The following is a 12462-nucleotide window of genomic DNA, read 5'->3' as shown; positions in this document are numbered from 1 at the left end:
GGTTATGTGATAGCGCTATCAAAATACGATTACTGAGTGAAATCACAGCAAAAAAAATGATTTAAGGCGTATACTGCCCTTTACGCGAAGCAAAGAATGACAATAAAAAAACAGCTCAACTGGTTGTAATTAAGCAGGAATTTGTATGTCTCTAACTCGAAAACGGCGTAGTACAGGAAAAGTGACCATCGCCGATGTTGCTCAGCTTGCTGGTGTTGGCACTATGACCGTCTCCCGTGCATTACGCACCCCTGAACAGGTATCCGATAAACTCAGAGAAAAAATTGAAGCGGCGGTGCATGAGCTCGGGTATATGCCTAATCTTGCGGCAAGTGCGCTGGCATCAGCTTCATCACGCACAATTGCCATGGTGGTGCCTAATCTGGCTGAGGCAGGTTGTTCAGAAATGTTCGCGGGGTTGCAGGAAATTTTACAGCCAGCCGGATACCAGATAATGCTGGCAGAGTCCCGCAATCGTCTTGAGCAGGAAGAAAAACTACTGGAAACACTGCTTGCCTCAAATATTGCAGCCGCAATATTGCTTAGCGTCGAACACAACGACACCGTGCGGCACTGGCTGAAAAATGCGTCTATTCCGGTTATGGAAATCGGTGCCATTCGTAGCGACCCCATCGATATGAATATCGGCATTGATAACGTCGCGGCTATGTTTGAACTGACTGAGATGCTGATTCAGCGTGGCTACCAGAACATTGGCCTGTTATGTGCCAATCAGGAGCAGTGGATTTTTCAGCAACATTTACAAGGCTGGTATAAAGCGATGTTGCGTCATCATATGTCACCAAATCGGGTGATTAATGCCGCATTACCCCCGGTTTTTTCTACCGGAACGTCACAACTTCCCGAATTTATTCTCGCCTGGCCGGAGCTGGACGCGCTGGTCTGTGTGTCAGATGAACTGGCCTGCGGCGTATTGTACGAATGTCAGCGGCGACGTATTAAAGTTCCTGATGATCTTGCTGTCGTGGGGTTCGGCAATAGCGATGTGAGCAAAGTCTGCCAACCGCCACTGACAACAATGGCTGTACCACATCGTAAGATTGGTCTTGAGGCCGGACGCGCATTGCTGGCGAGAATTCAGGATGGAAACTGGAGCGATCAAAAACAGATCGCCTCCAGTTTATGCATGCGAGATAGCTGTTGAGGTTCTACTCCGCCTCTTCCTGCTTTTCTTGTTGGGTCTCTGACGACTTAGTCGCGGACTCATTCTTGGCGTTGCGGGTCATCCACAACGCCAGCGCCTTCAGTGAATCCGGCGTGAATTCGTCGCAGCGCGCCGTAATTTCTTCCGGTGTCAGCCAGCAAACCTCGCTAACCTCTTCTTCCTGCAACGCGAACGGCCCATGAGATACACAACTAAACAACGCCCCCCAAACCCGACAATTTTTATCTTCAAAATAAAACTGCCCGTGGTCGGCAAACGGTACGCCCGCGATGCCTAACTCTTCTTCTGCCTCGCGACGGGCCGATTCGAGAAGTTGCTCATCTGCCTGAACGACGCCACCTGCTGTGGCATCCAACATGCCAGGCAAAAAGTCTTTTGTCTCGGTGCGGCGCTGAACCAAAATTTTACCCATACCATCATGCACAACGATATACGTTGCACGATGACGTAAGCGTTCCGCCCGCATCTGTTCCCGGCTGGATTGTGCGATGACTTCGTTGTCTTCATTCACAATATCCACCCATTCCGTACTTGCCAAACGACGCTGTTCCACCATCAGGAAACCTTCTTTTTTCTAGCGCTCTTACGGCGCGTTTACGTTTGTGGGGTAAATTACGGATTAATCTCGACCTGCGCAATGATACTTTGATCATTGAGTGCCATTACTCTGAGAACATTATCATCCAGAATCCCGTAGCTTGCCGTAAAACCCCCTTTCGGGATGCTGACCGAACCAGGGTTAAAGTGATAAATCTCCCCACGCTGTTCTGCAACCGGCAAATGAGTATGCCCATAAACCAGCACATCTCCGGCACTCAGGGGCGGAAGATTTTCCGGGCCAAAAAGATGTCCGTGCGTCAAAAAGAGGCGCTGATTATCTGTCAGAATTTGCTGCCACGGTGCAGTTATCGGAAATTGCAGGAGCATCTGATCCACTTCGCTGTCACAGTTGCCACGCACCGCAATAATACGCGATGCCTGCTCATTCAAACGCTCGGCAACCTGCGCCGGCGCATAGCCTTCCGGCAACGCATTACGCGGCCCGTGGTTTAAAACATCACCCAATATCACCAGCCATTGCGCACCGCTTTGGGTAAACCTCTCGAGTACGCGCTCCGTGGCTGGCAACGAACCATGAATGTCCGATGCGAACATCAGTTTCATCACTCACTCCTCGTTGAAAATTACCTTTCAATGATACTGGATTACGCCCCGATGATCAGCAGGAACGCTTCGCGGAAAGCGCGATAAAACGTTGTACCGATGCACGCTGCCACTGGAACGCTGCATATTCCGCTAACTGCTCAGGAACATCATCTCCGTTAAGGACCAGACGATTAAGCATGAGCGCTAAATCGCAATCTGCAATACACCATTCACCAAATAAATTCTGTTTCCCATGGGCCAGTAAGTTGCCCGCTGTGGCAAACAATTTTTCCGCACTCGCCTTCCCCGCTTCACTCAACGGCGGTTTTTTTACACCGGCAAAGACCACGTCCGTTGAACGCTCTTCACGAATCGGCATGAGATCGCTACGGATCCAGGCCTGAACCTGGCGGGCGCGAGCGCGTTTCTGGATATCGTGAGGGTAAATCCGCTCCCATTGCGGCGGCGCGAAGCTCTCTTCAAGAAACTCGGCAATTGCCGATGATTCACTCAGTTCAAAACCGTCGATCTCGAGAACCGGTACACGGCGCGTGAGCGCATACCCTTGCCATGAAGGCTGTAAGTGTTCGCCATGGTTGAGATCTACTGTTTTCAGCGTAAAAGGCAGCCCTTTCTCTTGTAGAGCAACATATACGGACAACACGTACGGGGAGAAAAAGTTTGCATCTGACCACAGCGTAATTGCAGGTTTGCTCATAATATCCTCAGAGATGTATTGGCTTACTTTCAAAATATAGAGTCTTTCTCACTCTGTCACTTGATGAAAACTCACGCTCGTCAGCAGGTTCTATACTTGTAGTGACCAGGTGACAAAACGGACGCTGAAAATGATCGACCTCTACTACACACCAACGCCCAACGGACATAAAATCACGCTGTTTCTGGAAGAGGCGCAGTTGAAGTACCGTTTAATTCATGTGGATATCAGCAAAGGTAATCAGTTTCATCCCGATTTTCTGGCTATTTCGCCAAATAATAAAATTCCTGCAATTGTCGATCATGCCCCGGAAGATGGCGGAAGACCGATCAGTCTGTTTGAATCTGGTGAAATTTTGCTCTACCTGGCGGAGAAGAGCGGAAAGCTGCTAAGTGGTGAATTGCGAGAACGCCATACCACGCTACAGTGGCTCTTCTGGCAGGTCAGCGGATTAGGTCCTATGCTTGGCCAAAATCACCACTTTAATCACTTCGCACCGCAGACGATCCCTTATGCCATTGAACGATATCAGGTTGAGACCCACCGATTGTATAACGTGATGAATAAGCGTCTGGAAACTTCACCCTGGCTGGGTGGCGATCATTATAGTATTGCGGATATTGCTTGCTGGCCCTGGATTAACGCCCACCAGCGGCAACGTATCGATCTCGATACTTATCCGGCAGTCAATAACTGGTACGAGCGTATCCGTACGCGTCCCGCCACGGAACGCGCGATGCAGCAAACAGCTCAGTGAGAAGAAGTAACGCGATTAGGTTCTCGTGTATCATGCAGAGGTTCATACATGGAGGAAACCTGCAATGTCACAACCTGACGCTATTATTCGTATAAAAAACCTTCGTCTGCGCACCTTTATTGGCATCAAAGAAGAGGAGATCCTCAACCGGCAGGATATCGTCATCAACATAGCCATCCACTATCCGGCAGACATAGCCCGTACCAGTGAAGATATCAACGATGCGTTGAATTACCGCACGATCACCAAGAGCATAATTCAACATGTGGAAAGTAACCGCTTCTCATTATTAGAAAAATTAACTCAAGATGTGCTCGATATCGCACGCGAACATCACTGGGTCACTTATGCTGAAGTAGAGATCGATAAACTTCACGCATTGCGTTATGCCGACTCCGTTTCCATGACGCTGAGCTGGCAGCGCTAATCGTTACCCGGGAGGCGACATGCAGATTCTGATTACTGGCGGTACTGGCCTGATTGGACGCCATCTGATCCCCCGTCTGCTGGAATTGGGGCATCAGATAACCGTAGTGACACGTACCCCCGATAAGGCCCGCCAGATCCTGGATTCACGGGTCACGATTTGGAAAGGGCTTGAGGACCAACACAACCTCAATGGAATTGAAGCTGTCATTAACCTTGCCGGTGAACCTATCGCGGATAAGCGCTGGACTGCTGAGCAAAAAGAGCGACTGTGCCAGAGCCGCTGGGTTATTACACAGAAACTGGTCGATCTAATCAGGGCCAGCGACACACCACCAGCGGTATTGATATCGGGTTCCGCGGCAGGATATTACGGTGACCTTGGCGAGGTAGTCGTCACAGAAGAAGAGCCACCGCATAACGAGTTTACCCATAAGTTGTGCGCTCAATGGGAAAACATTGCCAGCAGTGCGCAAAGCGACAGAACACGCGTGTGTTTGCTACGTACAGGGGTTGTGCTGGCTCCTGCTGGCGGGATCCTGGCAAAAATGGTTCCACCATTTCGTCTTGGCCTGGGCGGTCCTATCGGTAACGGACGCCAATATCTTGCCTGGATCCATATTGACGATATGGTGAACGGTATTATCTGGCTGCTGGATAACGATCTGCACGGCCCCTTCAATATGGTTTCACCATACCCGGTACGTAACGAGCAGTTCGCCCACGCGCTGGGTCATGCCCTGAACCGACCTGCTATCGTGCGCGTCCCTGCGACGGCCATGCGGTTACTGATGGGGGAATCATCGGTGCTGGTCCTCGGCGGGCAGCGAGCGTTACCCAAACGCCTGGAAGCCGCTGGTTTTGCATTTCGCTGGTATGATTTGGAAGAAGCGCTGGCGGATGTCCTTCGATAATCTCTGCTGACTGTTCACTGTCGCTATTGTGGTGGTAAGGTTATAAAACTGACTACCTCAATGGCGACATTAATAGCGACTTTATGGCGATAATAACGACTCCCCGACTTATCCTCTCTGCATATCAACTCTCTGACTGGTCATTTTTCCTCAGGCTGCGTGAAAGCCCGGAAATAATGCGTTATATGGCTGACATCTCCACGGCAAAAGAAACGCGCTTACTGTTTGCCAGACGCCTTTCCGCTAAGCATTCCTTCGTTATCCGTGAACATAATAACAATACGCCGTTGGGCGATATTGGCTTACAAATTAGTCATCTTTATCCTCAGGAAGCAGATATCGGCTACGCCGTCGTCCCACAGGCACAGGGAAAAGGTATCGCCAGCGAGGCAGTCCGTGCTGTGTGCGATTACGCCTTTCAGCAGGCAGGAGTCACCGCGATAAACGCATATGTGTTAGCCGAGAATACGGGGTCAGTACGCATTTTGGAAAAGACAGGTTTTGTACTCACCCAGGTACTCGAGCAAGCATACGAAGTGAATGGCATACGGTATGACGACTGTGTCTATCGTCTGGAGTGTCCAGCACGGGGTTTATAAGCCCGGAAGTGAGGTGCCCCCGGGCATTTTGGACGGTACAGCAGTACTACTTCAATGACCCTTTCAGGAACTGCTGCAAACGTGGACTCTGCGGGTTGCCGAATACCTGCTCCGGATCGCCTTCTTCTTCGATTTTCCCCTGATGCAGGAAAATAACGTGCGTGGAGACATGCCGGGCAAATCCCATTTCATGGGTGACGACCACCATGGTTTTTCCCTCTTCGGCCAGTTGCTGCATAATGCGCAGCACTTCACCGACCAACTCCGGATCAAGGGCTGAAGTCGGCTCATCAAATAGCAGCACTTCCGGCTCCATTGCCAGCGCGCGAGCAATAGATACACGCTGCTGTTGCCCACCGGACAGATGTACCGGATATTTACCCTGGGCGCGTTCATCAATACCGACTTTGGCCAGATACTTCACCGCGCGATCGCGAGCTTCCTGTTTGCTTAAACCTAACACCTGAATCGGCGCTTCCATGACGTTTTCCAGCACCGTCATATGGCTCCACAGGTTGAAGTGCTGGAAGACCATAGTCAGTCGCGTACGTAACAGACGAAGTTGGTTTTTATCCGCCACCTTGAGTTGACCGTCTTTGTCGCGTACCAGGCCAATATTCTGACCACTGACCACAATTGACCCAGCGCTCGGTTTTTCGAGAAAGTTAATGCAGCGCAGGAACGTACTTTTACCGGAACCTGACGAGCCAATAATACTGATAACATCACCCGCGTTGGCCTGCAGCGATACCCCTTTCAGCACTTCATGTTCGCCGTAGTGCTTATGTAAATCGATAACGTTTAATTTATTTTCAGACATCGTGTTACTCGAATCATTTAGAGGAGACATGCTGCAACCAGCGTTTTTCCGCTTTACGGAACAGACTGATCAGGACATACGAAATCATCAAATACAGTACGGCGGCAATACCGAATGCGGTAAACGGCTGGTAAGTTGCCGAGTTGATATCGCGGGCGATTTTCAACAAATCCGGCACCGTCGCCGTAAATGCCAGCGCCGTTGAGTGCAACATTAAAATGACTTCATTGCTGTATGCTGGCAGCGCAATACGCAATGCTGAAGGCAAAATAATACAGCGATACATTTTAAATGAAGAGAAGCCATAGGCACGCGCGGCTTCAATCTCGCCATGAGGTACCGAACGGATTGCCCCGGCAAAAATCTCTGTGGTATAGGCACAGGTGTTTAGCGTTAGCGCCAGCACGGTACAATTAAGGCCACTGCGGAAAAACGCGTTGAGGAAGTCTGTCCCTTTAACGATTTCCAGCGTGTACATTCCGGAATAAAACACCAGCAACTGAACGTAAAGCGGTGTTCCACGAAAAATATAGGTAAATAGCCAGATGGGAAACTGGATAAACTTATTGCTGGAAACACGACCAATCGCCAAAAACAGCGCCAGGATGCCACCCATTACCACAGATGAGATCAGCAACCACAGCGTTATCGCCACGCCGGTGAAGCGATAGCCGTCGGTCCATAGCAGGGATTTCCAGTACTCCTGAATAATCTCAATCACAGGTCAGCCCTCTTCACACCCACGGAGTAGCGGCGCTCAAGGTACAGCAGCACACCGTTAGAAACAGTGGTAAACACCAGATAGATAGCGCCGCACACCACGGCAAAGTAGAACGGCTCCCAGGTGCTCTTACCCGCAAGCTGAGTGGCTTTCACCACGTCTTCAAGTCCGAGCAGAGAAACCAGCGCCGTGGCTTTAAGAATAACCTGCCAGTTATTACCAATTCCCGGCAATGCATAGCGCATCATCGCCGGAAACATAATGCGGCGGAATATCTGTGAACTGGTAAAACCGAATGCAGTTGCCGCTTCAATATGGCCTCTGGGCACAGCCATAAACGCACCGCGAAAGGTTTCGGTAAAATAGGCCCCGTAGATAAAACCGAGCGTGATAATACCCGCCACCATCGGATCGATATCAATCTGGCTGATACCAATTGCGTCGGTTATGGTGTTAAGCGCAATCTGCAACCCGTAGAATATGAGCAGCATTAAGACAAGATCGGGTACTCCACGTATTAACGTCGTGTACCCTTCGAAAATTAGCCCCATTGCCCGACTTTGCGAAAGCTTAGCTCCCGCGCCGACAAGACCTATCAGGACCGCCAGCACTACTGAGCTGAGAGCCAGCTCGAGCGTAACAATCGCGCCCTGTAAAATAACACCTGAAAAGCCATACAACATGCTGCCTGTCCTGTTGTGTGTGGTGAAGTAATGAGCCTCTTTTGATATGTTGTCTCGACACGTTTTATGCCTGATGTCGCTTCGCTTATCAGGCCTACATGCTTTCGTCGTAGGTCTGATAAGGCGCAGTCGCCATCAGGCAATAAGTCGATCAACAATCTACGGGCTTTATCAGCACCTGCGGTGATTAACCGCCGTAAACATCAAAATCAAAGTACTTTTTCGCCAGTTTCTCGTAAGTACCGTCAGCACGCATTTCTGCAAATGCTTTATTCAGTGCTTCGCGCAGTTCGTTATCGTCTTTGCGCAGCCCCATTCCGGTACCCACGCCGAACAGTTTCTCATCTTTCACAGACGGGCCACCGAATTTGTAATCTTTACCTACAGGTTGCTTCAGGAAGCCTTCACTGGCAGCGACTTCATCCTGGAACGCGGCGTCGATTCGTCCGGCAGTCAGGTCAGAATAGATATTGTCCTGCCCCTGATAGGAGACAATTTCAATGCCTTTTGGCGCCCAGTGCTCGTTACCGAATGTTTCCTGGGTAGTGCCCTGCAGAACACCGACACGCTTGCCTTTCAGCGACTCGATTGTCGGCTGGATATCAGAATCTTTAGCAACTACCAGACGAGAATCCGCTGCATAAAGTTTGTCGGTAAAAGCAATTTCCTGCTGACGTTTTTCAGTAATGGAAAGCGAAGACATGATAGCGTCGATTTTCTTCGCTTTTAACGAAGGGATCAGCGCATCCAACGGGTTTTCCACGAAGGTACATTGTGTATTAATGCGTTTGCAGAGTTCTTTTGCCAAATCAATATCAAAACCAACCAGTTCACCCTGCGCATTTTTCGATTCAAACGGGGCATAAGTAGGATCGGTACCGATACGGACTTTTTGCGGAATGGCTGCAAATGCTGCGGTGGCGCTGGAGAAAGCCAGGACCAGAGAAAGAGACAACACCAGTTTTTTCATAACTATCCTCAACAGACTGTCTTTTATAGGGGATCTTTACAGGACCAGGTGCAGTTATCGTGCCATTAATCAGGCCGACAAGGCAAAGCATTCTACCTTGCCGGCAATATTTTTTTGCATGAAAAGCGCTTAAGTATGCAATCATGCTCATTAAGACAGCGATAAAAGCACCAAAACAGTGCACTGGATTTATTATGCACCGTAATGGTTAGCCTCTATGGTGCAATCAATTCCCGTTTCAGCGTATCAGTCGCCGTAGACATTAAAGTTAAAATACTTTTTCGCCATTTTGTCGTAGGTGCCATCCTGACGCAGCTCACCCAACGCTTTATCAAAAGCAGCTTTCAGTTCCACATCATCTTTGCGTAAACCAATTCCGGTTCCGTCACCGAAATACTTTTTATCTTTTACCGAAGGACCAGCAAACACATAGTCTTTACCTGCTGGCTGTTTCAGGAAGCCTTCGCTGGCAGCAACTTCATCCTGCAATGCCGCATCGAGGCGCCCTGCTGTCAGGTCAGAATAGATAAGGTCCTGGTTCGCGTAGGCGACTACATCCACGCCTTTGCTGCGCCAGGTGTCATTGGCATAGGCTTCCTGTGTGGAGCCTTGCAGTACCCCAACGTGTTTACCTTTCAGAGAATCCAGAGTCGGCTGGATTGGGGAACCTTTCGCCGCGATCAGACGTGAGTCTGCTGCGTAGAGTTTGTCTGAGAAAGCAATCTCTTGCTGGCGTTTCTCGGTGATAGAAAGCGAGGAGATGATGGCATCAATTTTTTTCGCTTTCAGCGATGGGATCAGCGCATCAAAGTCACTGGCAACCCAGGTACATTTGATTTGCATACGCTTACACATCTCATTTCCGAGATCGATATCAAACCCGACAAAATCCCCTTTCGCATCTTTAGAGGAAAAAGGGGCGTAGGTTGTATCTGTACCAATACGAACTGTCTGCGGAAGTGCTGCGTAGCTGGCCGCGGTTGCGGAAAGTCCTACCAGCAAAGACAAAGCAAGAACCGTCTTCTTCATACATAACCCTCAAGTGGCGTAATTTTATTATGTTTTACGTTGTGTTGTGTGTTTGCAGACTTTTTCATGCAGGTCTTATGCCATTTTCGCGTCGATGAGGATATTCGACGTTAAATATGTTAATAAAACGTTGCAATATTGTCCTGATTTTGAAGATAGCAGGTATGACGGTTGAACCGCAGCGTTTCGTTGAGTTTTAACGAATTAAATGTTGAGGATATGATCGCGGTTACAAAATTGCCCTGAAACAGGGCAACGAATACAGAGTTGCACGCTGACAGAGCAGCTTATGCCCCCTGCCAGCGGGTAAACAGGTCCTGAGGGAGAGAGATATCAAACTGGTCTAACACACGGTTAACCGTTTGATTAATCACGTCATCAAGCGTCTGAGGGCGATGGTAAAACGCCGGTACGGGCGGCATAATCACAGCACCAATTTCCGCCGCCTGCGTCATGAGACGCAGATGTCCCAGATGCAGAGGTGTTTCACGCACGCACAGCACCAGATGGCGGCGCTCTTTTAGCACAACATCAGCTGCACGGGTGAGCAGCCCATCGGTGTAGCTGTGGACAATGCCAGATAGCGTTTTAATTGAACATGGCAGGATAACCATTCCAGCCGTCTGGTACGAGCCGGATGAAATACTGGCGGCGATATCACGCGCATCATGATTTACATTCGCTAATGCCTGCACGTCGCGTACAGAGAGGTCCGTTTCAAGTGCCAGCGTCTGTCGCGCCGCCTGGCTCATCACCAGATGGGTTTCCACATCAGCAACGTCACGCAACACCTGCAACAAGCGCACGCCATAAATTGCGCCGCTTGCGCCGCTGATCCCTATGATGAGTCGTTTCATGTTTAACCGCCCTTTCTTGTTTCAGGGCTGACTTTGCAGGATTTTACGGGGAGTTGCAAGCAAGGGAACTTCTCCCCCTTGCTTGCTGTAGAGCATTAGCCTTCGTTGTGCATCTCGAGGTTTTCAGCTTCGTTCTGACGCAGTACTGCTTTGGCGTCATCATTACGCAGGGAATCAAGAAAATCGAGGTACTTCTGGTCGACGTCTTTAGTGACATACACACCGTTAAACACCGAGCATTCAAACTGCTGAATATCCGGGTTCTCAGCGCGCACGGCTTCAATCAGATCGTTCAGATCCTGGAAGATAAGACCGTCAGCACCAATTATCTGGCGGATCTCGTCCACTTCGCGCCCGTGAGCAATTAGCTCCGTCGCCGTTGGCATGTCAATACCGTAGACGTTCGGAAAGCGGATTTCCGGTGCGGCAGAGGCCAGGTACACCTTCTTCGCCCCGGCTTCACGCGCCATCTCGATAATCTGTTCTGAGGTGGTGCCGCGCACGATAGAATCATCCACCAGCAACACGTTCTTATCACGGAATTCAGCACGGTTAGCATTCAGCTTACGGCGTACAGATTTACGGCGCAACTGCTGACCCGGCATGATAAAAGTGCGCCCCACATAGCGGTTTTTCACAAAACCCTGGCGATACGGTTTGCCAAGAATACGGGCTATTTCCAGCGCGATGTCACAAGAGGTTTCCGGAATCGGGATGACGACGTCAATATCCAGATCTTCCCACTCGCGGGCAATTTTTTCGCCAAGCTTAGTCCCCATATTCACACGGGCGCTGTAGACGGAAATTTTGTCGATGAAAGAATCGGGACGCGCAAAGTAGACGTATTCGAACAGACACGGATTACTGACCGGATTATCCGCACACTGACGGGTAAACAACTGGCCTTTTTCAGTGATATACACCGCTTCGCCAGGTGCAACGTCACGCAGGAATTCAAAACCAAGCGTATCCAGCGCCACGCTTTCGGAGGCAACCATGTATTCGGTACGACCATCGCCAATATCGCGTTTGCCAAGCACCAGTGGGCGAATACCGTTAGGATCGCGGAAAGCGACCATCCCGTGACCGATAATCATCGCCACGCAGGCATATGCGCCGCGGATCTGGCGGTTAGTTGCGGCGATAGCCGCAAAAATATTATCGGCTTCCAGCGGATAGTGACGGAAGTTATCCAGCTCGCTGGCGAAAATATTCAGCAGAATTTCAGAATCTGAAGTGGTGTTGATGTGGCGACGCTTTTCTTCAAACAGCTTTTTACGCAGCTCATGCGCATTGGTCAGGTTGCCATTGTGGGCAAGCGTAATGCCATATGGTGAGTTGACGTAAAAAGGTTGAGCTTCGGAGGCGCTGGAGCTGCCAGCCGTTGGGTAACGCACATGGCCAATGCCCATATTGCCCTGCAAACGCTGCATATGGCGAGCTTCAAAAATGTCGCTCACCATTCCGTTTGCCTTTCGCAAACGGAAGCAGTTGTTGGCATCAATGGTGATGATGCCAGCGGCATCCTGACCACGATGCTGGAGCACCGTTAACGCGTCATAAATCGACTGGTTTACCGGCATAACACCGGCGATACCGACAATACCGCACATACGTCTTTTCCTCGTTAAGCCAC

The 12462-nt window shown here is 50.0% G+C and carries 15 protein-coding genes; 5 read left to right on the top strand and 10 right to left on the bottom strand.

All coding sequences use genetic code 11. From position 1 onward, the window contains the following. The first annotated feature begins 145 nt into the window (after positions 1 to 145). A complete protein-coding gene (locus tag OGY01_RS02770; RefSeq protein ID WP_045445624.1) occupies positions 146 to 1165 on the top strand; it encodes a LacI family DNA-binding transcriptional regulator in 1020 nt (339 codons plus the stop codon). 4 nt (positions 1166 to 1169) lie between these two features. Here the strand turns inward: OGY01_RS02770 and yfcD are convergent, their stop codons facing one another. The 3 genes from yfcD to yfcF are packed head-to-tail and all read right to left on the bottom strand — an operon-like array spanning position 1170 to position 3050. After that, a complete protein-coding gene (gene yfcD, locus OGY01_RS02765; RefSeq protein ID WP_045445627.1) occupies positions 1170 to 1742 on the bottom strand; it encodes an NUDIX hydrolase YfcD in 573 nt (190 codons plus the stop codon). A gap of 56 nt (positions 1743 to 1798) precedes the next feature. Further along, entirely contained in the window at positions 1799 to 2350 is a 552-nt protein-coding gene (gene yfcE / locus OGY01_RS02760; protein ID WP_045445630.1) for a phosphodiesterase, read from the bottom strand. A gap of 55 nt (positions 2351 to 2405) precedes the next feature. Further along, the gene (gene yfcF, locus OGY01_RS02755; protein ID WP_048220981.1) at positions 2406 to 3050 is read right to left on the bottom strand and encodes a glutathione transferase; all 645 of its coding nucleotides are present in this window, start codon (positions 3048 to 3050) and stop codon (positions 2406 to 2408) included. A gap of 130 nt (positions 3051 to 3180) precedes the next feature. Between yfcF and yfcG the strand changes: the two genes are divergently transcribed. The 4 genes from yfcG to OGY01_RS02735 all read left to right on the top strand — a co-directional run bounded on the left by yfcG (position 3181) and on the right by OGY01_RS02735 (position 5746). After that, positions 3181 to 3807, top strand: a complete 627-nt coding sequence (gene yfcG / locus OGY01_RS02750) for a GSH-dependent disulfide bond oxidoreductase (protein WP_045445636.1) — start codon at positions 3181 to 3183, stop codon at positions 3805 to 3807. Between the two features lie 64 nt (positions 3808 to 3871). After that, positions 3872 to 4234 carry a dihydroneopterin triphosphate 2'-epimerase gene (gene folX / locus OGY01_RS02745; protein ID WP_045445639.1) on the top strand — a complete coding sequence of 121 codons (363 nt, stop codon included), beginning with the start codon at positions 3872 to 3874 and terminating at the stop codon, positions 4232 to 4234. Between the two features lie 19 nt (positions 4235 to 4253). After that, on the top strand, positions 4254 to 5147 hold the full coding sequence (locus tag OGY01_RS02740; RefSeq protein ID WP_045445642.1) for a TIGR01777 family oxidoreductase: 894 nt from the start codon (positions 4254 to 4256) through the stop codon (positions 5145 to 5147). A gap of 83 nt (positions 5148 to 5230) precedes the next feature. Beyond that, positions 5231 to 5746, top strand: coding sequence for a GNAT family N-acetyltransferase (locus OGY01_RS02735; RefSeq protein WP_200010375.1), 516 nt, complete (start codon positions 5231 to 5233; stop codon positions 5744 to 5746). A gap of 46 nt (positions 5747 to 5792) precedes the next feature. On the opposite strand, the gene hisP is transcribed toward OGY01_RS02735, so the two are convergent. The 7 genes from hisP to purF all read right to left on the bottom strand — a co-directional run bounded on the left by hisP (position 5793) and on the right by purF (position 12439). Beyond that, complete coding sequence (gene hisP / locus OGY01_RS02730; RefSeq protein ID WP_003028114.1) at positions 5793 to 6566, bottom strand: histidine ABC transporter ATP-binding protein HisP; 774 nt, start codon at positions 6564 to 6566, stop codon at positions 5793 to 5795. Between the two features lie 13 nt (positions 6567 to 6579). Then, positions 6580 to 7287, bottom strand: a complete 708-nt coding sequence (gene hisM / locus OGY01_RS02725) for a histidine ABC transporter permease HisM (RefSeq protein WP_045445661.1) — start codon at positions 7285 to 7287, stop codon at positions 6580 to 6582. Further along, on the bottom strand, positions 7284 to 7970 hold the full coding sequence (locus OGY01_RS02720; RefSeq protein WP_045445664.1) for a histidine ABC transporter permease HisQ: 687 nt from the start codon (positions 7968 to 7970) through the stop codon (positions 7284 to 7286). Before OGY01_RS02720 ends, hisM begins: the two co-directional genes overlap by 4 nt. Before the next feature lie 187 nt (positions 7971 to 8157). Beyond that, the gene (hisJ, locus tag OGY01_RS02715) at positions 8158 to 8940 is read right to left on the bottom strand and encodes a histidine ABC transporter substrate-binding protein HisJ (RefSeq protein ID WP_045445667.1); all 783 of its coding nucleotides are present in this window, start codon (positions 8938 to 8940) and stop codon (positions 8158 to 8160) included. A 246-nt stretch (positions 8941 to 9186) separates the two neighbouring features. Further along, positions 9187 to 9969 (bottom strand): lysine/arginine/ornithine ABC transporter substrate-binding protein ArgT, encoded by a 783-nt coding sequence (gene argT / locus OGY01_RS02710; RefSeq protein ID WP_045445670.1) that lies wholly within the window; start codon positions 9967 to 9969, stop codon positions 9187 to 9189. 287 nt (positions 9970 to 10256) lie between these two features. After that, a complete protein-coding gene (locus tag OGY01_RS02705; RefSeq protein WP_286492348.1) occupies positions 10257 to 10826 on the bottom strand; it encodes a UbiX family flavin prenyltransferase in 570 nt (189 codons plus the stop codon). Between the two features lie 95 nt (positions 10827 to 10921). Continuing rightward, a complete protein-coding gene (gene purF / locus OGY01_RS02700) occupies positions 10922 to 12439 on the bottom strand; it encodes an amidophosphoribosyltransferase (RefSeq protein ID WP_045445676.1) in 1518 nt (505 codons plus the stop codon). Between the last annotated feature and the right edge of the window lie 23 nt (positions 12440 to 12462).

The sequence above is a fragment of the Citrobacter sp. Cm038 genome, from assembly GCF_030333105.1.
Classification (GTDB): domain Bacteria; phylum Pseudomonadota; class Gammaproteobacteria; order Enterobacterales; family Enterobacteriaceae; genus Citrobacter; species Citrobacter murliniae.
Note: the sequence above shows the minus strand (reverse complement) of the source record. Positions and strands in the feature narration are given on the sequence as shown.

Coding starts and splice junctions, on each gene's coding strand:
- OGY01_RS02770 (WP_045445624.1), top strand. CDS start 146: ATGTCTCTAACTCGAAAACGGCGTAGTACAGGAAAAGTGACCATCGCC.
- yfcD (WP_045445627.1), bottom strand. CDS start 1,742: ATGGTGGAACAGCGTCGTTTGGCAAGTACGGAATGGGTGGATATTGTG.
- yfcE (WP_045445630.1), bottom strand. CDS start 2,350: ATGAAACTGATGTTCGCATCGGACATTCATGGTTCGTTGCCAGCCACG.
- yfcF (WP_048220981.1), bottom strand. CDS start 3,050: ATGAGCAAACCTGCAATTACGCTGTGGTCAGATGCAAACTTTTTCTCC.
- yfcG (WP_045445636.1), top strand. CDS start 3,181: ATGATCGACCTCTACTACACACCAACGCCCAACGGACATAAAATCACG.
- folX (WP_045445639.1), top strand. CDS start 3,872: ATGTCACAACCTGACGCTATTATTCGTATAAAAAACCTTCGTCTGCGC.
- OGY01_RS02740 (WP_045445642.1), top strand. CDS start 4,254: ATGCAGATTCTGATTACTGGCGGTACTGGCCTGATTGGACGCCATCTG.
- OGY01_RS02735 (WP_200010375.1), top strand. CDS start 5,231: ATGGCGATAATAACGACTCCCCGACTTATCCTCTCTGCATATCAACTC.
- hisP (WP_003028114.1), bottom strand. CDS start 6,566: ATGTCTGAAAATAAATTAAACGTTATCGATTTACATAAGCACTACGGC.
- OGY01_RS02720 (WP_045445664.1), bottom strand. CDS start 7,970: ATGTTGTATGGCTTTTCAGGTGTTATTTTACAGGGCGCGATTGTTACG.
- hisJ (WP_045445667.1), bottom strand. CDS start 8,940: ATGAAAAAACTGGTGTTGTCTCTTTCTCTGGTCCTGGCTTTCTCCAGC.
- argT (WP_045445670.1), bottom strand. CDS start 9,969: ATGAAGAAGACGGTTCTTGCTTTGTCTTTGCTGGTAGGACTTTCCGCA.
- OGY01_RS02705 (WP_286492348.1), bottom strand. CDS start 10,826: ATGAAACGACTCATCATAGGGATCAGCGGCGCAAGCGGCGCAATTTAT.
- purF (WP_045445676.1), bottom strand. CDS start 12,439: ATGTGCGGTATTGTCGGTATCGCCGGTGTTATGCCGGTAAACCAGTCG.